The 19,992-nt window shown below is 50.8% G+C and carries 16 protein-coding genes, 1 tRNA gene, 1 other RNA gene and 1 pseudogene; 10 read left to right on the top strand and 9 right to left on the bottom strand.

Going from position 1 to position 19,992, the window contains the following annotated elements:
• Positions 1-68 precede the first annotated feature (68 nt).
• Positions 69-144 (top strand) — tRNA-Lys (locus Q4C79_RS02115).
• 174 nt (positions 145-318) lie between these two features.
• On the opposite strand, the gene Q4C79_RS02110 is transcribed toward Q4C79_RS02115, so the two are convergent.
• Together Q4C79_RS02110 and Q4C79_RS02105 are read right to left on the bottom strand one after the other, a co-directional pair.
• Entirely contained in the window at positions 319-1,077 is a 759-nt protein-coding gene (locus Q4C79_RS02110) for a trans-aconitate 2-methyltransferase (protein ID WP_303089383.1), read from the bottom strand.
• Positions 1,078-1,165: 88 nt separating this feature from the next.
• Positions 1,166-1,900, bottom strand: a complete 735-nt coding sequence (locus Q4C79_RS02105; protein ID WP_303089382.1) for a helix-turn-helix transcriptional regulator — start codon at positions 1,898-1,900, stop codon at positions 1,166-1,168.
• Positions 1,901-1,945: 45 nt separating this feature from the next.
• Between Q4C79_RS02105 and Q4C79_RS02100 the strand changes: the two are divergent.
• Positions 1,946-2,092, top strand: a pseudogene (locus tag Q4C79_RS02100) (lipoprotein signal peptidase).
• A gap of 40 nt (positions 2,093-2,132) precedes the next feature.
• Here the strand turns inward: Q4C79_RS02100 and cyaY are convergent.
• Positions 2,133-2,462, bottom strand: a complete 330-nt coding sequence (gene cyaY, locus Q4C79_RS02095) for an iron donor protein CyaY (protein ID WP_303089381.1) — start codon at positions 2,460-2,462, stop codon at positions 2,133-2,135.
• 64 nt (positions 2,463-2,526) lie between these two features.
• On the opposite strand from cyaY, the gene Q4C79_RS02090 reads away from it, so the two are divergent.
• The 4 genes from Q4C79_RS02090 to Q4C79_RS02075 all read left to right on the top strand — a co-directional run bounded on the left by Q4C79_RS02090 (position 2,527) and on the right by Q4C79_RS02075 (position 5,778).
• Entirely contained in the window at positions 2,527-2,694 is a 168-nt protein-coding gene (locus tag Q4C79_RS02090) for a lipoprotein (RefSeq protein ID WP_303089380.1), read from the top strand.
• A gap of 3 nt (positions 2,695-2,697) precedes the next feature.
• Positions 2,698-3,915 (top strand): diaminopimelate decarboxylase, encoded by a 1,218-nt coding sequence (lysA, locus tag Q4C79_RS02085; RefSeq protein WP_303089379.1) that lies wholly within the window; start codon positions 2,698-2,700, stop codon positions 3,913-3,915.
• A 568-nt stretch (positions 3,916-4,483) separates the two neighbouring features.
• Entirely contained in the window at positions 4,484-5,233 is a 750-nt protein-coding gene (locus Q4C79_RS02080) for a glycosyltransferase family 2 protein (RefSeq protein ID WP_303089378.1), read from the top strand.
• Between the two features lie 5 nt (positions 5,234-5,238).
• Positions 5,239-5,778 carry a DedA family protein gene (locus tag Q4C79_RS02075; protein ID WP_303089377.1) on the top strand — a complete coding sequence of 180 codons (540 nt, stop codon included), beginning with the start codon at positions 5,239-5,241 and terminating at the stop codon, positions 5,776-5,778.
• 419 nt (positions 5,779-6,197) lie between these two features.
• On the opposite strand, the gene recQ is transcribed toward Q4C79_RS02075, so the two are convergent.
• Positions 6,198-8,570, bottom strand: coding sequence for a DNA helicase RecQ (gene recQ, locus Q4C79_RS02070; RefSeq protein ID WP_303089376.1), 2,373 nt, complete (start codon positions 8,568-8,570; stop codon positions 6,198-6,200).
• An 87-nt stretch (positions 8,571-8,657) separates the two neighbouring features.
• On the opposite strand from recQ, the gene Q4C79_RS02065 reads away from it, so the two are divergent.
• The 4 genes from Q4C79_RS02065 (at position 8,658) to Q4C79_RS02050 (ending at position 10,797) form a co-directional block, all read left to right on the top strand.
• Positions 8,658-9,098 carry a surface-adhesin E family protein gene (locus tag Q4C79_RS02065; RefSeq protein ID WP_303089375.1) on the top strand — a complete coding sequence of 147 codons (441 nt, stop codon included), beginning with the start codon at positions 8,658-8,660 and terminating at the stop codon, positions 9,096-9,098.
• A 36-nt stretch (positions 9,099-9,134) separates the two neighbouring features.
• Positions 9,135-9,479 (top strand): hypothetical protein, encoded by a 345-nt coding sequence (locus Q4C79_RS02060; protein WP_303089374.1) that lies wholly within the window; start codon positions 9,135-9,137, stop codon positions 9,477-9,479.
• A 53-nt stretch (positions 9,480-9,532) separates the two neighbouring features.
• Positions 9,533-9,998: RNase P RNA component class A (rnpB, locus tag Q4C79_RS02055), an RNA gene on the top strand.
• Positions 9,999-10,113: 115 nt separating this feature from the next.
• Positions 10,114-10,797 carry a 2,3-diphosphoglycerate-dependent phosphoglycerate mutase gene (locus tag Q4C79_RS02050; protein ID WP_303089373.1) on the top strand — a complete coding sequence of 228 codons (684 nt, stop codon included), beginning with the start codon at positions 10,114-10,116 and terminating at the stop codon, positions 10,795-10,797.
• Positions 10,798-11,287: 490 nt separating this feature from the next.
• On the opposite strand, the gene Q4C79_RS02045 is transcribed toward Q4C79_RS02050, so the two are convergent.
• The 5 genes from Q4C79_RS02045 to Q4C79_RS02025 form a co-directional block, all read right to left on the bottom strand.
• Entirely contained in the window at positions 11,288-12,565 is a 1,278-nt protein-coding gene (locus tag Q4C79_RS02045) for a capsule biosynthesis protein (protein WP_303089372.1), read from the bottom strand.
• 111 nt (positions 12,566-12,676) lie between these two features.
• Entirely contained in the window at positions 12,677-14,731 is a 2,055-nt protein-coding gene (locus Q4C79_RS02040) for a capsular polysaccharide biosynthesis protein (protein WP_303089371.1), read from the bottom strand.
• 22 nt (positions 14,732-14,753) lie between these two features.
• Positions 14,754-15,767: a UDP-glucose 4-epimerase GalE gene (galE, locus tag Q4C79_RS02035; protein WP_303089370.1), complete on the bottom strand. Its 1,014-nt coding sequence runs from the start codon at positions 15,765-15,767 to the stop codon at positions 14,754-14,756.
• A gap of 160 nt (positions 15,768-15,927) precedes the next feature.
• A complete protein-coding gene (locus Q4C79_RS02030) occupies positions 15,928-18,858 on the bottom strand; it encodes a tetratricopeptide repeat protein (RefSeq protein WP_303089369.1) in 2,931 nt (976 codons plus the stop codon).
• 86 nt (positions 18,859-18,944) lie between these two features.
• Complete coding sequence (locus Q4C79_RS02025) at positions 18,945-19,985, bottom strand: glycosyltransferase family 2 protein (RefSeq protein ID WP_303089368.1); 1,041 nt, start codon at positions 19,983-19,985, stop codon at positions 18,945-18,947.
• Positions 19,986-19,992: the final 7 nt, after the last annotated feature.

Genomic DNA, 19,992 nt, shown 5'->3' with positions numbered 1-19,992 from the left:
TTCATTTTAAACTTCTTCAGAAAAATGCTTGACGCAGCGAGAACAGGATAGTATAGTTTCATTTCTTCGGGTCGTTAGCTCAGTCGGTAGAGCAGCGGACTTTTAATCCGTTGGTCGAAGGTTCGAATCCTTCACGACCCACCAAATTACACAAGCCTAAACAATCATTGTTTAGGCTTGTTTGCTTTTCAGATTCCAAAACGCGGTGATTTGTGTTTAAAAAAAATTGCATGGTTATCGCTTGCTGCCACAAGTAAAGCCGCATATAGATGCACATGCTCGAATGACAAGTAAGCGTCCGCCGACCCTCTCTATCCTCTACCCGCCGTAAACCGCCACAAATCTCAGGCGCACGTAGTCGGCGATGGTTTGGCCGTTTTCGTGCGGCAGCAGGGTTTCGGCGGCGGCGGCGGCTTCGGCCAGCACGGCGGCGTGTTCGGCGTTGCTCATGGCGGGCAGCATCGGCTCGGCGAAGGTGTCCAGCCAGCCGGCGGCGCCGGTGGGCAGCGGCGTGGGGCGGGGGAACAGGGTGATATGGGGCACGCTGAAGCCGTGTTGTTCGAGCAGGGCGCGGTAGGTTTCGGCGGTGGGAAAATACCAGCATTCGCGCGCTTGCAGGCCGCGTGCGTGCAGGGCTTGCCGCAAGGCCGTCTGAAAGGCGGCGATGTTGCCGCTGCCGCCGAATTCGCCCACGAAGCGCCCGCCCGGTTTCAGGGCTTGCGCCACGCCGGCCACCACGGCTTCGGCGTCGGTCATCCAATGCAGGGCGGCGTTGGAGAATACGGCATCGAATTCGTGTTTGAACGCCAGTTTTTGGCCGTCGCCCTGCACGGCGTTGAGGCCGAGGGTGCGGGCGGCGGCCACCAGTTCGGCGCTGCCGTCGAGGCCGACGGTGTCGCAGCCGGTATCGGCGATTTTTTGGGTGAGCACGCCGTCGCCGCAGCCCAAATCCAAGATGCGTTCGTGCGGCTGCGGAGCAAGCAGGTCGATTAACGGTGTGCCGTAGTCGGCTACGAAACGGGCGTTGCGGGCATAGGCGTCGGCCTGCCAGTGTTGGCTGGGGGTGTTGTTTGGCATGGGTTTCCTAATATCGTGCTAATTTTCGGATGTTAGAGTGAATGCCGCAGCATAGGTGTTTTTTCAGACGGCCTTTAGCCCGATTGGCTCAATTTTGCAATTCGGAAGGCAGAAAACCGAAATGCTGTTTGAACGCGGCGGCGAAGCGGCCGGGGGAACGGTAGCCGCAGGCGGCGGCTGCGTTGCCGACGCTAATCGGTTGGCCCATCAGCAGAAACAGGGCGTTTTCCATGCGCAGTTGGCGCAGCAGCACGGCAAAGCTGGTGTGTTCGGCGTGCAGACGGCGTTTGAGGGTGCTGGTGCTCAGGCCGAGCGCGGCGGCGGCTTGGGTTTGCGTCCACGGCAGGTGCAGTTGGGCGGCGAGCAGGCGCTCGAGTTTTTCGGTGGCAGAGAGGGTTTCGCCTTGCGAAAACCGCCAGCCTTGCGCATCAAGCAGGGCGAGCAGGTGCAGCACGTCGGCGCGCTCGGGTTCGGCCGCCTGCGCCAGTTTCTGCCAAGCGGCGGCCATCGCGGCATCGGGGCGGGTGTGGAACGCGAAGGTGCGGGGCGCGGGGCTTTGCGCGGCGAAGGCGTCGATGTCGCTTTGGCCAATCAGCAGCAGTTCGGCCGCATAGGGCTTGCCCAGCGCGGCCTGCTGGATAATCTGCCATTCGCTGCGCCGCTCGAAACAGAATATTTCGCCCGCGGCGATGCGGATGTCGCGTTGGGGCTGCGGCAGGATTTTGCTGCCCGACACGATGCGCCCGGCCATGCTCTGCCGCATCATGATGCGGCGTATGGTTACGGTGTTGCGGGCGCTTACGCGGATAACGCGGCTTTTCATGTTCGGACGGCCTGTGAGTGAATCCGGATAACCATTGGGAGACCTTTGCAAAACCCCCATCTGCGGCGCATTTCTGCGTTGTGTGCTGCTCGCTCGCTTGCCTAACTCTATGTTATGTCTGCGCTCGCTGCGCTGCTACGCCTTGAACTGCATCCACATATGTGGGTTTTGCAAAGGTCTCATTGGATTTAGACTGCAAAACAGTTTGCGCGGCAAGGTTCCGAAAAACGGTTTATCCGGCAAACGGCGCAATCGCCACCTCTTCGCCGGACGCCGCGCTCAGTGCGGTGCTCAATACCGAGAAAAATTCGCTGCCGTCGCGGGTAGCGAGCCATTGCCCGCCTTGTTCGGCAAAATGATAGCCGCCGCTTTTGGCCGCTATCCACAATTCCTGATTCGGCGTATGCCGGTTAACGATAATCTGGCTACCGTCATCCGCTTCCAAGGTCAGCACGTTGCCGCTGAACTGGCAGTCGAAATCCCAGCCGCCTTCGTCGATTTGATCTTCAATATAAGCGAACAGCGCATCCGAGTGCTGCAAAAATTCACTTTCCGTCATCATGTTTGAATCCCAGCGTGTTTTTGTTTAAGATACCGAATCTTGCCATATAAAAGACCGCAACACCATGAAAAAACTCCTGCCGCTTGCCGCTGCGCTGCTGTTTACCCTTACCGCCTGCGGCTACAAAGGCGATCTCTACCTGCCGCGCGAAGACGACAAAGCCAAATTCGGCCCCTTACAAACCGGCCTGCCGCTGCCCGCCCCCGAACCCACCACCCAACCGGAACGCTAAAGCATGACCCTCTATTGCGAAGAACTCGCCCTGAGCGGGTTGGCCGAACAATTCGGCACGCCCCTCTATGTTTACAGCCAACAAGCCCTCACCGATGCCTACCGCGCTTATACCGACGCTTTCGGCAGCGACACCTTGCTGTGTTACGCCGTCAAAGCCAACGGCAACCTCAGCATCCTGCGCCATTTCGCCTCGCTCGGCAGCGGTTTCGACATCGTTTCCGGCGGCGAGCTTGAGCGTGTGCTGGCGGCCGGCGGGGATGCCGGTAAAACCATTTTTTCCGGCGTAGGCAAAAGCGAAGCCGAAATCGAATATGCGCTTGAGGCAGGCATCAAATGCTTCAACGTCGAATCCTTGCCCGAACTTGACCGCATCAACAGCATCGCCGCGCGGCTCGGCCGCCGCGCGCCGATTTCGTTGCGCATCAATCCCGATGTCGACGCGCAAACCCATCCTTATATCTCCACCGGTTTGAAAGCCAACAAATTCGGCATTGCGATGGACGATGCCGAACAGGCTTACCGGTACGCCGCCGGCCTGCCGCATCTGCACATCAGAGGCATCGACTGCCACATCGGCTCCCAGCTCACCCAGTCCGAGCCGCTGATCGAAGCTTGCGAGCGGCTGCTGGCGTTAATCGACCGCCTTTCCGAACAAGGCATTGCGCTCGAGCATCTCGATTTGGGCGGCGGCGTCGGCATTGTTTACCAAGACGAAACCACGCTGGATCTGGCCGCCTACGCCGATACGGTTAAACGGCTGCTCGGCGGCCGGGCGCTCAAATTGATTTTGGAACCGGGCCGCAGCTTGGTCGGCAACGCCGGCGTATTGCTCACCCGCGTCGAGTTTGTGAAAAGCAATGGCGACAAACAATTTGTTATCGTCGATGCAGCCATGAACGATTTGATGCGTCCCGCGCTTTATCAGGCTTATCATCACATCGAAAACGCCGAAGCCGTCGATACCGCCCCCTTTACCGCCGACATCGTCGGCCCGGTTTGCGAAACCGGCGACTTCTTCGCCCGCGACCGCGAAATCGCCGCCCAAGCGGGCGATCTGCTGGTGATCCGCAGCGCCGGCGCTTACGCCGCTAGCATGGGCAGCAACTATAACGCCCGCCTCAAACCCGCCGAAGTGCTGGTAAACGGCCGCGAAGCCAAACTGGTCCGCCGCCGCGAAACGCAGCAGCAATTGATGCAAAACGAGCTGGATTGTTTGTAATCCCGCTTTGATGTGCCGATTGAAACCGAATGCCTGTCTGAAAAAGTTTTTCAGACAGGCATTCCATTTTAGGCGGTATAACGGCGGCAATGGTATTTTCGTTTTCGAGTCGTGAGGCAGGCGCGGGAAAAAGCGGATGGGTTTTAATATAGCGGATTTAATTAACTTTCGATACAAGGCAGCAAGCCGCAGACAGTACAAGTAGTACGGCAAGGCGAGGCAACGCTGTAGCGAAAGTTAAGTTAATTCGCTATAAAGGGGGCAAATATCCGCTATAAACTGCGCGCAAGGTGTTCAACCTTGCTGTGCTTTTTGCCTTGCATCTGCGGATTTTTCCTCAAAAAACCGCTTCGCAAGCCTTCTGGCTACACTTCCTTGTATGTTGAAACCAATGTACCATAGCAGCCAAACAGCCTATCTGCCTCTGTACACTAAGGAAAAGCGGCGGAAGAATATGCCGCCCTTGGCAGAAAAGAATATAAAAAAGCAAACTATTTATTTGCTCTTAATGTTTTGTTAATGTTGCACTGTTTTAATACAGGTGAATATTATTTATCAGGATACAACCATGAATCATCTTTCCTTTTTTTCACCGCAGACACCTTTTAGCGTTGTGATCATCACCCTCAATGAAGAGAAAAATATAGGTAATTTACTCAATGATTTAGTGGCGCAGCGTTACCGCAATTTCGAAGTGGTGGTGGCCGACAGTTGCAGCGACGACGATACGGTGGCCATTGCCGAGAGCTATAAAGACAGGCTTGATTTGCGTACGGTGGTGATGGAGGGGCGCGGCGCCAGTTTGGGAAGAAATACGGGTGCGGAACAGGCCAAATACGAACGCATCGTGTTTTTGGATGCCGATGTGCGCATTTCGCCGGATTTCCTTGAAAAATCCCTCGCCCAGCTGAATAAAAAACGCTTATTGATATCGGCCGGCAGAATGACCTGTACCGAGCCGAAACTGTTGAACCGCATCGGCGTGAGGCTGTTCGACTGGGGCATGCTGGCAACGCAATACAGCTTCCCCACCTGCACGGGCGCCTGTATTTTCTCTACCAAAACCGTCCACCGCTTTATCGGCGGTTTCGATACCGACATTCACCTTTGCGAAGACTGCGACTATGTCAATCGTGCCGCCGGCAGCTTCAGATTCCGCATGCTGCCCGTTTTCTTTGAATTCAACACCCGCCGCTTGGACAAAGAAGGTATTTTCAAAATGGGCGGAGTTTATCTGAAAGCCAATATCCTCCGACTTTTCCGCGGTGAGTTGCGTAACAACGAAATCGAATATCCGTTCGGTCATTACGATAGATAAACCGCATGCCTAACTGGCTTACCCCTTTTATCCATTCCGCCTGGCTGCCTGCAATTCTGTTTGCAGGCGCATTTGGCGACGCATTCATCGGTACCAGCCTGTTTGTGTTGGGCGAAATTTTCTTTGTCGCAGGCGGCTACGCTTTCGCTGTTACCCACGACTGGACGGTTATTCCCCTAATCTGGCTGGGCGCCCTTTCCGGCGACCTGATCAGCTACGCCGTCGGCACCCGTTACGGCGAAACCATCATCCGCCGCTTTGTAGGCAAAGGCAGAAAACGCCGCCTCCACTACCACAAGGCCAGGCTGATTATGCTCAAAAAAGGCGGTGCCGCCATCCTGACTGCCCGGCTAACGGGGCCTGCCGCCAAACTCATGCCCCTGCTGGCTGGCTCGATGCGGGTGCCGTTCAACACGGTGTTGGTTGCCAGCACGCTTGGCGTGGTGTTCGGCACACTTCAGTTTCTGCTTATCGGCTATTTCCTTGCCCACGGAATAAATTACTGGGATGAAATTTGGCTGTTTCTCAAAGGGCTGTTGCCGTAACCTTAAAATTTACTCTGTAGCGGATAAATTTCCTTCGTTGCGGTTTGCTGCCTGGTATCGAAGTCATTAAATCCGCTATATGAATCAATTCAAAATTAAAACGGTCGAATGCGGCAGGATAATCGATCAATTTAAGAACAATGCCTGTCTGAAAACACTTTTATGTTTTCAGACAGGCATTGATACGGCAAGGTGCAGCAACTCCGCAGCGAAAATCAAGTTTATCCGCTCTCAAGCGGCAACAGAATCGGTTGCATACTCTTTGGTACTGTATGCGGTTTGCCGTTTTGTATAGCAGATTAACTTAACTTTCGCTACGGCGTTGCTGCGCCTTGCCGTACTACTTGTACTGTCTGCGGCTTGCTGCCTTGTATCGAAAATTAATTAAATCTGCTATATCGAAGTCATCGACTCGGCCGCTATAACCAGCTGCCCCCGTCGTCTTTTTCCGCTCCTCCTGTTATCAGTGCCAACACCTCTTGGCCGTAGCGTTCGGCTTTATCATTGTCTATGCCGTGGATATCACGCAAAGCTTCTTGCGATTGCGGCGCTTTGGCGGCAATGGCGCGCAAAGTGATTTTGCTGAAGATTTTGTGCTCCGGCTCACCTTCTGCTTGGGCGGTGGCGGCGCGCCAGTTCAGCAGCGTACGCATCCGTTCGCGCTGCTGTTTGGCCGCGTCGCTCAGGCTGTCGGCGAACGGGCGGCAAACGGTGAGGATGTCGTTGCCGTATTGACCGGCACGAACTTCGCCCAAGCCGTAAATGGCGGATAAATCGATGGGTTCGGCCGGCGTGAGGTGTACCAGATCCAGCAGGCTGTCGTTGGCGCAGATTTTATGCGGCGTCGTGTTTTCGCTGGCCGCCTGCTGTTGCCGCCAGTCGTACAAAGCTTGCCACAGGCGGCGGTCGCGTTCGTCGGCGAAGGGGTTCTCATCAGGTTCTTTTACGGTTTCGGTAAGGCTGGCCGGGCTGCCGGCCGTATCGTGGCGGGCGAAGCTTTGGCAGAGCGCTAGCAACTCTTCGCCGAATTTATCGATTTTGGCTTCGCCCAAGCCGTAAATATCGTGCAGGTCGGCTAGATTCTCGGGCAGTTTTTCCACCAGTTCGCGCAGGGTTTTATCTCCGAAAATCACATAAGCGGGCACTTCTTCGTCTTGCGCACGCGCCATCCGCCAGCTGCGCAGCGCCTGCCAGATACGCTCTTCGCGTTCGGTACGCAGCCATTGGCCGGTATTGCCGCCGGCGGCAGCGGTTTTCTCGCGCTTGAGCGGGCGCAACCATACTTGCCGGCCGCCGGTGAGCACGCTTTTGGCGGCGGCGGTAAGCCGTAATGCATGGTGGTTGGCAGCATCGGCTTCGATCAGACCCAACCCCAGGCATTGGCGGGTAACGGCGCGCCAGTCTTTGTCAGATTGTTCGGCGCCGATGCCGAAGGTGGAGAGTTGGTGGTGGCCGTTTTGCCGTATCCAGTCTTCGTTTTTGCCGCGCAATACGTTAATCACATAGCCGGCGGCAAAACGCTGGCCGACACGATAGATGCAGCTCAATAATTTTTGCACGAGTACGGTGCCGTCGAAACGTACCGGCGGATTGAGGCAGTTATCGCAGTTGCCGCAGGGAGCGCTCTCTTCGCCGAAGTGGCGCAACAGCAATACGCGGCGGCATTCGGCGGTTTCGCAAACGGCGAACATCGCGTTGAGTTTGGCCAGTTCGATCTGCTTTTGAAAGTCGTCGCTGCCGCCTTCCATGATACGTTCTTTTAGCAGCATGAAATTGTTCATGCCGTAACACAGCCAGCTGGCGGCGGGCAAACCGTCGCGACCGGCGCGGCCGGATTCCTGATAAAAATGCTCGATGCTTTGCGGCATGTCGAGATGGGCAACAAAGCGCACATCGGGTTTGTCTATGCCCATGCCGAAGGCCACGGTGGCCACCACGATGACGTTGTCTTCGCGGGTGAAGCGCTGCTGGTTGCGTTCGCGTATTTCCATGCTTAAACCGGCATGGTAGGGAATGGCGTTCAGGCCGTTGTCGCTTAAAAAACGGGCGACATCTTCCACGCTTTTGCGGCTTAGGCAGTACACAATGCCGCTTTCGCCCGGCATTTCTTTGCGGATAAAGTCGAGCAGCTGCTTTTTGCCGTTGTTTTTTTCGATGACTTGGTAACGGATGTTCGGGCGGTCGAAGCTGGCGATAAATTCGGGCGCTTGTTCGAGCTTGAGATAATGGCGGATATCGGCGCGGGTTTCGGCGTCGGCGGTGGCGGTCAGCGCGATGCGCGGTACTTGCGGATAGCGTTCGGCCAAGAGACCGAGCTGTTGGTATTCGGGGCGGAAATCGTGCCCCCACTGGCTCACGCAGTGCGCTTCGTCTATGGCAAACAGGCTCACCCGGGTGTGGTCGAGAAAGCGCAGGAAACGCTCGCTTACCAGCCGCTCCGGCGCAACATACAACAGCTTCAGGCTGCCGTTGGCGATGTCTTCGGCAATTTGGCGCACTTCGTCGGGCGGCGTGCCGCTGTGCACGCTGGCCGAATGTACGCCGGCAGCGCGCAGTGCGGCGACTTGGTCGTTCATCAGCGCAATCAGCGGCGACACCACCACCGCCACGCCTTCGCGCATCAAGGCCGGAATCTGATAGCAGAGCGATTTGCCGCCGCCGGTGGGCATCAGCACGGTGAGGCTGCCGCCGCCGGCCAGCGTGTCGACGATATCGGCCTGCCGCCCGCGAAAATCGGGATAGCCGAATACATCGTGCAGAATGCGCCGTGCATCGTCGCGCTGCTTGGTCATGGAAAGAATTCCGTTATAATGGGGCGGTTATTTTAATGGTTTTGCAGGTGTGCCGCCAGCGTATGCCTGTCTGAAAGGAATAGATTTATGCAGAAGATTGTAAACGGCCGATCGCTTGCCGCCGCCGCACTGGTTTCCCTTTTGGCTGCGTGTTCCACCACCGGCGGGCCGGGTACCGGCGGCAACTGGAGCAGCATCGGCGAAACCAGCAACGGCAATGTGCGCGCCTATATCGATAAAAGCAGCATCGTGCGCAGCGGCAATCTGGTGACTTTCCGCGACCGCAAAACTGTGGTGAAGCCCGATGAAGAACGCTATGTGAACACCCCTGTTTATAAAACCGCCATCGGTACCTGGGAGATGGATTGCCGCAATAAAACCTACCGCTTAACCCAATTGCTGCTGGTCGATAAGAGCGGCAAAGAGTTGGTGAACCAAAAATACAGCGCCGCCGAGCTGCGCCCGATGCAGGTAATGAACGGCTCGATTACCGAGAAGCAATATCAGGCCGTTTGCGGCGACAAGTGATGTGTCGCAAGCAGTAAATTTTCATAAGGAAAAATCATGATGATGAAACGCTTAGGATGTGCCGCGCTGCTGGCCGCGGTTTCCCTGCCCGCTTTGGCGGATGCATCGAGTGAGTTGCTCAGCGCACAAGCGGCTTACCGCCAGGCGTTGCAAGCCCAAAACAAAGGCGACAACAAAATCGCCGATTTGCAATATAAATTAAAAAACGCCGAAGAGCGCCGCCAAGCGGCCGAAAACGACATTTCCCGCTATCGCGCCGAATTGCAGCAGGCCAGCGAAGCCAAAGTCAATCACGACAGTACGCTCAAAGCCGCCGGCGAGCGCCTGGATGCCGCTTGGCGTGCCGCCCAACAAAGCGGCGTGTTGCCGCAGCAGCAATAATCCGTGATACCCGCCCGTGCAACTGCGCGGGCGTGTTATAATTTTAGGGTACGCAGGCAGGACAGACAGCCGCTGCGCCCGTCGCTAAGGCGGGCGGAGAGGAAAGTCCGGGCTACGCAGAGCAGGATGCCGGCTAACGGCCGGGCGTGGAAACACGACGGAAAGTGGAACAGAGAGCAGAACCGCCGATGGTTCCAATATACTGTCGCCAGCCTTTTGCGTTATGCAAGGCGGCGTGCCGCAGACAGTACACATAGTACGACAAGGCAGGCCAACACCGCAGAGCGCAAAAGGCTGGCGACAGGGAGCACAGGCAAGGGTGAAAAGGTGCGGTAAGAGCGCACCGTGCACTTGGCAACAAGGCGCAGCAGGCTAAACCCCATCCGTAGCAAGACCAAACAGAACGCATTGACGCTGCTCGCCGAGCGTTCGGGTAGGTTGCTGGAGCGCATCAGCAATGGTGCGCCTAGAGGAATGGCTGTCCGACGACAGAACCCGGCTTACCGCCCCGCCCCCGCGTACCCCGATTTCAATGCCTGTCTGAAAACTTTTTCAGACAGGCCTGTATAAAACCTTTGTAGTCAGCATCCCGAAACTTTGTATTCATTTTTGAAAACACGATTGGAGCAAGCACATGGAATTAGTATTTATCCGCCACGGCCAAAGCGAATGGAACGCCAAAAACCTGTTTACCGGCTGGCGTGATGTGAAACTGAGCGAGCAAGGCCTGGCCGAAGCGGCCGCCGCCGGCAAAAAACTGAAAGAAAAAGGCTATGAATTCGACATCGCCTTCACCTCCGTGCTGACCCGCGCCATCAAAACCTGCAACATCGTGCTGGAAGAGAGCGACCAATTGTGGGTGCCGCAAGTGAAAAGCTGGCGCCTGAACGAGCGCCATTACGGCCAGCTGCAAGGCATGGACAAAAAGCAAACCGCCGAAAAATACGGCGACGAGCAAGTGCACATCTGGCGCCGCAGCTACGACACTCTGCCGCCTCTGTTGGATGCGAGCGACGAATTTTCCGCCCATAACGACCGCCGCTACGCCAACCTGCCGGCCGACGTGGTGCCCGACGGCGAAAACCTGAAAGTCACCCTCGAGCGCGTACTGCCGTTCTGGGAAGACCAAATCGCCCCCGCCATTTTGAGCGGCAAACGCGTATTGGTGGCTGCCCACGGCAACAGCCTGCGCGCGCTGGCCAAACACATCGAAGGCATTTCCGACGAAGACATCATGGGCTTGGAAATTCCTACCGGCCAACCGCTGGTGTACAAACTCGACGACAATTTGAAAGTAATCGAGAAATTCTATCTGTAACTTTACAGATCAGTTAAAGCACAAATGCCTGTCTGAAAGCATACTCTGCTTTCAGACAGGCATTTATTTATATAAAGCAATATCTTTTGCCCCTTAAAAATTGGCGGTGGCTATAGCAGATTAACTTAACTTTCGCTACGAAAAAGTTGGTATCCCGTCATACTCGGGCTGAGGCCTTTGCAAAATTCCTTTCGATACCTGAAAACACGTGCGTCATGCTCGGGCTTGACCCGAGCATCTTTTTGTTTTGAAAGAAAAAGCAGATACTCGGGTCAAGCCCGAGTATGACGAGGATATCAATAAATTCAGGATTAAAAAGTTTTTTGCAAAGGTCTCGGGCTTTGAAGATGACCACAGTAATTTTGCAAAGGTATCTGCCTGTCTGAAATATTATGTTTCCGGATAGGCTCCCTTTTTCATTATGTAAATCTACAGCCTTAAATTCGAATATGTTTGCTTGTGGGAATGCTTGCCGAATTGCGGAGAATTCTTAAATTTCTCCGAAAGATGCCTTGCGGGTTTCGGAGATGTAATCTGCCTCGATTTGAGGCAATCTCACTTCACTATAAAAGCTGCCGTTAATCTGGGTAACGTTGATGTGATACATACGGTAAGCATGAAAAAGCTTTTCATCCGGCGCAGTAGGATGTTTCCAGAATTCGGCCAAACTGTCTTGAAAGGTAATACCCGGGATATCATAGCTGGCACGGCCGAGGACTTTTACCGGCATTTTATGGATTAAGGCAGAAAGGCCGCTGGTGCTGTTGAGCGTGACCATGCCCAAACCGTAACGCAAAAAAACGGGCAGCGGCGCATCGTGCACATAAAATATACGCCCTTTAAGCTTAGGGTGTTTTTTGATAAAACGGTTGATTTGTTGGCGATAATCGGTAAATCCCCTGTCCATCGGGTGATGTTTGACGATTAGATTAATGTCATCGGGAGCGTGGGTGGCAAATGATGTGAGCACGTGCAGTAAAAAATTACTAACCGATGAAAAATCGCTGTGTACCCGTACTTGGCTGTCGTTAAAAACTTGTAGCGGCAAAATATAGAATTTTCCATATTTCCCATCGGCTACCTCGCGGCCGAACTTGTGGTCTTGCAGCATATATGCGGTGCGCTTAATGCCGGAAAGTATCCAAGCACCGATATAATGGTTCAGCCCTAAGATGCGGTGGTGGATATAGTGCGGGTAGGATTTGCGACGAAGGTTGGCCAACAGGTAATAAGGTATTGCACACGACGCCATCGGCATGAAGCCGCCGCGCACGGGGGGCGGCTCATGATAGGTTTGCTGGGGCAGATCGGGAAATATTTTTTGAAAGAAAGCTGCATCACGCGGTAAGGTTGAATAGGCGTTTACCCCGCTGTGTTCCAAGGTAATGTAAAACGGGCGGAAATAACCTTCTTCAAAAGCCCAAAAGTCCAGCCCCTTCTCTTCTGCCAATTGTTTGGCCGCAATATGGTAGGGGCGTGTATCGCCAAAGCAGACGATTCCGTCGATTTGGTGCTCGCTGATAAAAGCAGCTAAAAAAGCCGGGAAATTCTGATAAGTATCGCGGTAAGGAAAAGTATGGGGGATGTGGTTTGGATAGAAAAACTCATCACCGCTGTTGAAATTCAGCTTAAAAACGGTTTTCCGGTGCTGCTCCCGGAGCCAATGCGAAAATCGGGCAAAAAAAGGCCCGATCGGCCCTTGGAGCAAAAGGATGCGTTGGTTATGTGTAAGTAATACTTCGAATGTGCTGGAAGAGGAGTGTTTCATTATAGGTTTTAATTTGTGTTTCTGTTGTTTTTAATATCTTTATTTTTCCCAAAACATAGCCAGCTTGTTAATGGCTATCTGTATGACGAACTAATAATTATACGATATCCCCTATTTAATGAGTATACAAAGCTGTTTCAATTTGCTCCATTGCTTGGAAATAAAACTATTACGCAACAAATCAGTATGCTGCTGCTCTGCTTTTTGTTTTTTTAAAATCTCGATTGCGGTGTCGGCATTAATGATGCGGCGGTTTTCCGGGCAAATATAATCAGGATAATAGATTAGCGTGCCGGCAATTAATTCCTGCAAAGAGAGCCGGCGCGCCCGGCGGGGGATATTCAGATAATCCTGCGTTAATCCCCAGCCGGCATAAAAAGGTAAGCCATAACAATGTACGGTTTTGCCGCGCAACAAGGCTTCGAAGCCGGAGAGCGAAGTCATCGTGTGCACTTCATCTGCCTCTTTCAGACAGGCAATGATGTCGTATCCGTCTGCCACCTGATCGGCATAACGCGCACTGTCTTCCGCAGAAATCGTTCCGACGCGGTTGCCGCTGACCACATCGGGATGCGGTTTGTAGATGATATAAGCATCAGGGTTCAGCTCCCGTACCTTTTTCAATAAATCCAGATTTTTGTAGATTTCGGGCGAGCCGTAGCGGATAGAGGCATCGTCTTCCACTTGTCCGGGTACCAGTAATACTTTTCGGCCGTCGCGCGGCAGATTGAGAACGCCGCGGCCGACGTTGTATTTGCTGATTTCCGCTTGGGTAAGCGCGGTTTGCAGGGTAGAGGCCGTTTGCAAATCTGCTTCGCTAAAGATTTGGTTTTGCAGAATATCCTCCAGGCGGGAGGGTGTTTGCGAGTTGAAATAGATGCCCATATCGTCGCAGACCAGCGAGAGCGGCGGCACCAAATTCGAGCCCAAACCCACGGAACGGATAAAACCGTCTTCCATTCGCAGCACCGGGATTTGGCGCTCGGCGGCAAATTCGAGCAAAGTATCGCTGCCACGCCCCCATACCAATAATCGGGCATCTTCGGGAAGAGTAGTCTGGCGCAATTTTTTTAAAGAAGGAAAACAATGCAGCCGGCAGGAAGGCGCATTGAAAAACGGCTTCATCACCGCCCGTTTCCATAAAGAAAGCCCTACGCAATAAAGGTTGCCGCGCAGTTTTTCATTCCAGCGTCGGGCAGCGGCCAGATAATCGATCACATCAAACAGCGTACCCGGCTCGCCTGTGTTGGGGTTGATATAGCGGCTGTATTGCAGATAGGCGGCGGCAAAAAGCTGCGGCAAACTGCGCGGTGCACGGCAGCCTTGTTGCTGCATCAGCGGGATATCGGGATGGCGGTCATCGGTTTGTCCCCAGCCGGCGTACCAAGGGCGGCCAAACACGCTTACCGGTTTGCCGCACAACAAGGCTTCGAAGCCCATATGCGAGGTAACGCAATAAACTTTGCTTACCTGCTGCAGTAGCGAAATCGGGTTGATGTCTTCCGCCAGCAGACGTACATTGGCGGCGGTGGCCAGCTCGGTGAGATAACCTTTTTTCTTACCGCTCAGTACATCGGGGTGGGTTTTCACCCAGATTCTGGCATCGGGATTTTCGTTAACGGCCGCTTCGAACATTTGCCGAAACGCATCGCCGTCGGCACCACCGTATTGAATCGCCATATCGCCGAAAGTCTGATCAATCACCAGTACAATTTCTTTTTCAGACAGGCATTCCTGTTGATGCCTGTCTGAAAACAAAGGCGCGTGATTATATTTGGATAATTGGTGTTCAACGATTTGCACGATCGCTTGTTCGGCTTGGGCCAGGGTGTGTTGATCCGATTGGCTTGAATCCAATACCAACTGCTCCAGGCGCGAAGAGCGGCTGGTGTCGTAATAGATACCCAAATCATCCGCTACCATCGCAAACGGTGGCCAACCTGCTACCCCCAAACCGAGTGAGCGCAGAAAGCCGTCTTCGAGTGCAACAAACGGAATGCCATGTTTTGCGGCGTATGAGCGGGCGCGGCGGGTAGTAGGGCGCAATCCCCAACCAAATACGCAATCGGCTTTTCCTTTCGATATGTTTAAATCATATTCAGGAAAAAATCCCGCTAAGTTCGGGATTTTTCGTATGCCTTTAGAAAAGATTTTGGCAGATTTCATGACATCAACACCATTTTCCTATTTATTCAAAGCCGTTGGGATTTCGGCTTTGCCATCTCCACGCATCAATCATCATCTGGTTCAAATCGCGTTGCGCCTGCCAGCGAATCTGGCTTGAGGTAAAAGTTACATCGGCAAAACAAACCGGAATATCGCCCGAACGGCGGGGCTTAATTTGATAGGGAACATGCAATCCGGAAACTCTTTCAAACGCACGCACAACTTCCAGAACGGAATAACCGTTACCCGTCCCCAAATTGTAGATGAAAACACCGGATTGATGGCTATTGGCTTCCATAGCTCTCACATGGCCTTCCGCCAAGTCTACTACATGGATATAGTCGCGCACACCCGTACCGTCTTCCGTATCATAATCATCTCCGAAAATAGATAAGTACGGCAGTTTACCCGCAGCCACTTGGCAGACATAAGGCAGCAAATTATTAGGGATCCCATTGGGCTGCTCACCAATTAAACCGCTTTCGTGGGCACCGATCGGATTAAAGTATCGCAGCAAAATAACGCTCCAACGGGCATCCGATGCTTGTATATCTTGTAGAATCCGTTCGGCCATATATTTTGATGTGCCATAAGGGTTGGTAGTGCTGCCAACAGGCATATCCTCGGTAATGGGTGTTTGGCTGGGGTTGCCATAAACAGTTGCCGACGAGCTGAACACGATGCTGAAGATACCGGCTGCAGCCATTTCTTCGGCTAAAACCAGTGTACCGATAACATTATTTTCATAATATTTGATCGGGTTTAATACACTTTCTCCAACGGATTTCAAGCCGGCAAAATGCATGACACTGGTGATATTGTGCTGAGAAAAAATGGTACGGAGCATTTTTCGGTCGGAAATATCTGCCTTATAAAAAGGTATAACTTTTCCGGTAATTTTTTCCAGCCTAGATAAAACTTTCGAAGATGAGTTACATAGATTATCAATAATAACAACTTCATAACCTGACTGGATAAGTGAAACAACAGCATGGGAGCCGATAAAGCCGGTTCCGCCGGTAATAAGAATTGCCATGGTGATTACCCGTAATATTTATTAAGGTTATTTTGTAAGTACAAGATATTGGATAACGTAACCGCAGAACATAATTGATTGCTAAAAACAGGACTGATTTTAATAGCCAATTATATAAATGGTTACCGTTAATTTCTTTCTTAACTGATTAGATACTCAACTATATAAAATATTTATATTTATCGATCAAATGCTGCAATATGGAGTTATTTACTTTTTTACCCTGCTGATACAAATCGGTTTTTCTAAAAGTATTATTCCAAACGTGCATCGCATACATATTATTGGATAAATTACGCTCATCGAAGTTTTGATCTAGAAGCATTCTTCTCGTCTGTATGGCGTTTAAGCCATAAAAGTAATAATAAGGTTTGGCAAACTTATCCAAGTTGAAATAAAGCAAGGCTTTCGTTAAACCTGTGGGGCCGCTTGATTCACCCCAAAGCGTATGTTCGCGGCCCAAACCTTTTTCAATGCGTTTCTGTTTTCGTTCAATATCCTGCACCGTATCCCAAGGTAAAATCTGATTGGGGTTTTGGCTCATGAACTCCATCAGCTCCACCAAATGATGATGGGCGGGGAATTTCAATACCGCATTCGCTACGGCATGGCCTTCATAGCCGAATACATAATCTTCTTTCGTGAAATCAAACGGTTTTAAGCAGATTTCATCCATATCCACCCAATAGCCGCTCTTCATGGCAATCATTTTCCATCTGAACCAATCCGAGAAGTGGGCGGGCGAGCCGTGCGAATAGAAAATATCTTTTTCGGGCAAAATTTCATTGCCGTCTTTAACAATCACGCCTTTGGGGATATTTTTCAAATCTTGGTAAGTATATAAATGCACTTCGTGGCCGTGATACAGGTAGGATGCCAAACACAGTTGTTGGATGATGCCCAAGTTCTTGCCAATCCATAAAGACTGAATAGTGTCTTTTACGATGGGTGAACTATTTTCTGTATCAGATTGTTTTTTATCTAAATAATCAAACCAAGAAGAGAATCTGAGCGCGTCAATCTCTGCCAGTTGTGAGCGGCCGGACACAAACAAATCTTTGGCTTCTTCATTCAGATTTTGCGACAGCTTTTCATGAATTAAGATATTCAAAGGTTTATTGTCGGCTGTGCTGTTTCTTAATGCCGCTGTTACGGTATTTTCGGATTTAATCCATTTTTCTCTATATAAATCCCAATACTTAATTGTTTCGTCATAGTTGTTCAGGCATTGGCTGATTTTTGCCAATTGCGCCAATGAAGCATACGGCGAGTTGCTGCTTGGGTTGGGCAGGTTCTGTTTATGATAGGCCAAAACATCTTCGTATAAGCCCAAACTTTGTTTTAAATAAATAACATGATGTTCATTGTTTTTATCCTTGCCAAATCTGCTGCAGTAGGTTTCGTAATAGGGATAAGCCGTATCAAAATCAAAATTTTGACACATCGTAACTGCCAAATATCTATGCGCTAGCTCAAGATCCGGGAATTTAGCGACAAACTGTTGGGCATACTGAATGGCTTTATCTATCTGATTATCTCCCTTTAAACTGGTAATTTGCAGGGCATAAGATACCGGCAGGTTTGGGAATGACTGAAACAGTTTTTCTGCAAATATGGCTGCTGATTTCCAATCCTGCTCGTATTGATAGACATTAACCAATCCCTCCAATCCTCGATGGCTTTTGGGGGATAATTTTTGCAGCAGTTTAAATTCATTTCTTGCTTCTTCGTAGAGAGACAGATTTTTATAAGCATGACCAGCCCACCAATAGCTGTGCCATAAATCTGGAAAACGCTCTCTGAATTTATAGGATCTTGAAATTACCTCTTCCCAGCGGCCTTGTTGTTGGGCGACATTAACCATACCTTCCAAACCGTGGTGCAGATTAGGCAGCTTTTCAGTCATTAATTGAAATTGTGCTTCTGCTTTATCATATTGTTTTAGATTTTTATAAGCCTGCCCTGCCCACCAGTACCCTTGCCACATATCGGGCTTCATTTTTTGCAATTGAATGGAATATGCAGCGGCCTTTTCCCAATTCTTTTGCTGGTTAGCGAGTTCTGCCAAATGTTGCACTTCTTTGGGATCGTTAGGAGAATTTTCTGCGATGGCTTGATCCCAGTTCTGTTGCTGGCTGGCAAGCTCTGCCAAACGCTGTATTTCTCTAGGGTTATTCGAGAAATTTTCTGTCAGTGATTGAATTGGTTTTCCAGTATTTATCAGTATGCAAGCATTGAGGTTTTCTACCTTTAATTGCTTATCCAGCTTGGCAGTAAAGATTTTGTTGCCGTATGCCAGCGAGACATACAGATCATATATACCTAGCTCGAATTGGTAGGTTTCAATGCCTTTTAGCCCCAGTGTGGCAAAATAACTGGCATTATAATCACTTGTCGGGTTGCCGATTTTGAATCCGAGATTGTTTTTGCGCACTTGGCCTAGCTCAAACACATATTGGCGTTGGGTGATCAGTTTTTGGGCAATCAGATAATACTTGCCTTGTTTAAAGTTGCTTAATGGTGCATCAGGAACGACAAACTCGCCTTCAACATGGAAAACCGTACCGTTGGTCCAAGAGTTTTCCACGCTGATATGACTGTTTGCCGGGACATTGCTGCCGAAAATATCTTTTTTTGCAAGGTAAACTTTGCCGCCGTCTTCAAATAGGCGGTATTCGGAAAAATCATCCGCCGAGTGTTTGTCCAAGTTCACATCTGCCATTGCCAAGCTGGTGTAGTTGCGGACATTTTTATCGGCAGAAACGGAAATTTGGATTTCATAAATGCCGTCTTTTAAAAAAACGACATCAATGCCTTTAAAGCCTACGGTTGCCGTGCCGGCTGCAGTATAGTTGTAATTCTTGCCATTGTAGGGTTGACTTGCCAATTCACGTTTGGGTACTGTTCCCAGCTCAAATTCCGCTTCATAGCCATTGATCAAATTCCTGAATTTGATATGTTTGTGCAGATAGCGGTAATCAGGGGCATCATAGCCTTGCAGATAGGCAAGTCCTTCGATAAAAAAGGTAGTTTTACCTATCCAGATTTTTTCAATTTCATTGACCGGAATGTGTTTGGTTTGGGTATTCATAGTAAAGCCTTAATATTTTTGAAAGAGAGAAAAACGATTGTGTTGATAACAGAACGTAATGGAGGTCCTTGGTTTTCAGATAGGCCTTAAACACGCTGTTTGATCTTTAACTCATCTTGGAATGTTTGAGACAAAATCTGAGCGGTATACATAAATTTGGTTTTGTCGCCTGCGACTAATGCGTCCAAACAAGCCCGGTTCAGGCTATTTGTTACTAAACGTGTGTAAACATATTTCTTATGTTTTTGAATAAAGTCTAAGGCCGTCTGAAAAATTTCTTCTTTTTCATCTTCGTTATAAAACACAAATTCACGCAGATAAATCAGCAAATCGTGGTTCATATAAAACGCGATTTGGTAGGCTTTGCGCAGTTCTGGAATGTATTGCCACAAGCTATTGATGGCAGCCATGCGACCTTGGAAATTGCTTACGGACTTAGTTGTGGTAATAGTAGTTTGGCTGCCGTAAATCAGCCAAACATACACGCGGGTGTCAATCAGTCCGATGCGGTCGAGCTTGGAATAAAGTTTGGCGGTGAAAAGTTTGTCTTCGTATAAGCCCGGCTCAAAATAGAGAACCAAGTCTTTGAGAATTTGCACTTTATAGAGTTTGTTGGTGGATAAGGTGTCGTCAAACTGGGAAAGGCGGTTGGCGAATGTGCTGATTTTTGGCGCTTTATACAAACTGCGAAACCATTCGCTTTCTATACCGCTTTCAAAATCTTTGCGTACGGTTACGCCCGACACACAATCGAGCTGGTGCTTTTCGGCATAGGCCAATAATTTGCCTAGTGCGTCGGGGTAGATCAGGTCGTCTGAATCCAAAAAGAAAATATATTCGCCTTTGGCATGGCGGATACCAAAATTTCGCGTCAGCCCCAAGCCTTCGTTGTCTTTATAAAAATAACGGAAGCGCGGGTCGTTGAATTCTTTTACGATGTCTTCCACCGTTACGGTGTGGCCGTCATCAACAATCATTACGTCGAGATTGGTGTATTGCGACGCTTGAATAGACTTTAGTGTTGCCGGCAGGGTGGCACGCGAGTTGTAGCAAGGCACGAGTATGGAAATGGTGGGAGATTTGCCGGTTTTTTTGGTTTTTCTTAAGAATTTATCGAGAAAGCTCATGTTGTTT

Source organism: Neisseria sp. (genome assembly GCF_030523955.1).
Lineage (GTDB): Bacteria > Pseudomonadota > Gammaproteobacteria > Burkholderiales > Neisseriaceae > Neisseria.
Note: the sequence above shows the minus strand (reverse complement) of the source record. Positions and strands in the feature narration are given on the sequence as shown.

Excerpts from the sequence above, each read along its gene's own strand:
- Q4C79_RS02080 (WP_303089378.1), top strand. The coding sequence starts at position 4,484 with ATGAATCATCTTTCCTTTTTTTCACCGCAGACACCTTTTAGCGTTGTG.
- Q4C79_RS02090 (WP_303089380.1), top strand. The coding sequence starts at position 2,527 with ATGAAAAAACTCCTGCCGCTTGCCGCTGCGCTGCTGTTTACCCTTACC.
- Q4C79_RS02060 (WP_303089374.1), top strand. The coding sequence starts at position 9,135 with ATGATGATGAAACGCTTAGGATGTGCCGCGCTGCTGGCCGCGGTTTCC.
- Q4C79_RS02105 (WP_303089382.1), bottom strand. The coding sequence starts at position 1,900 with ATGAAAAGCCGCGTTATCCGCGTAAGCGCCCGCAACACCGTAACCATA.
- Q4C79_RS02050 (WP_303089373.1), top strand. The coding sequence starts at position 10,114 with ATGGAATTAGTATTTATCCGCCACGGCCAAAGCGAATGGAACGCCAAA.
- lysA (WP_303089379.1), top strand. The coding sequence starts at position 2,698 with ATGACCCTCTATTGCGAAGAACTCGCCCTGAGCGGGTTGGCCGAACAA.
- Q4C79_RS02040 (WP_303089371.1), bottom strand. The coding sequence starts at position 14,731 with ATGAAATCTGCCAAAATCTTTTCTAAAGGCATACGAAAAATCCCGAAC.
- Q4C79_RS02045 (WP_303089372.1), bottom strand. The coding sequence starts at position 12,565 with ATGAAACACTCCTCTTCCAGCACATTCGAAGTATTACTTACACATAAC.
- Q4C79_RS02075 (WP_303089377.1), top strand. The coding sequence starts at position 5,239 with ATGCCTAACTGGCTTACCCCTTTTATCCATTCCGCCTGGCTGCCTGCA.
- Q4C79_RS02030 (WP_303089369.1), bottom strand. The coding sequence starts at position 18,858 with ATGAATACCCAAACCAAACACATTCCGGTCAATGAAATTGAAAAAATC.
- Q4C79_RS02025 (WP_303089368.1), bottom strand. The coding sequence starts at position 19,985 with ATGAGCTTTCTCGATAAATTCTTAAGAAAAACCAAAAAAACCGGCAAA.
- Q4C79_RS02065 (WP_303089375.1), top strand. The coding sequence starts at position 8,658 with ATGCAGAAGATTGTAAACGGCCGATCGCTTGCCGCCGCCGCACTGGTT.
- cyaY (WP_303089381.1), bottom strand. The coding sequence starts at position 2,462 with ATGATGACGGAAAGTGAATTTTTGCAGCACTCGGATGCGCTGTTCGCT.
- galE (WP_303089370.1), bottom strand. The coding sequence starts at position 15,767 with ATGGCAATTCTTATTACCGGCGGAACCGGCTTTATCGGCTCCCATGCT.
- recQ (WP_303089376.1), bottom strand. The coding sequence starts at position 8,570 with ATGACCAAGCAGCGCGACGATGCACGGCGCATTCTGCACGATGTATTC.
- Q4C79_RS02110 (WP_303089383.1), bottom strand. The coding sequence starts at position 1,077 with ATGCCAAACAACACCCCCAGCCAACACTGGCAGGCCGACGCCTATGCC.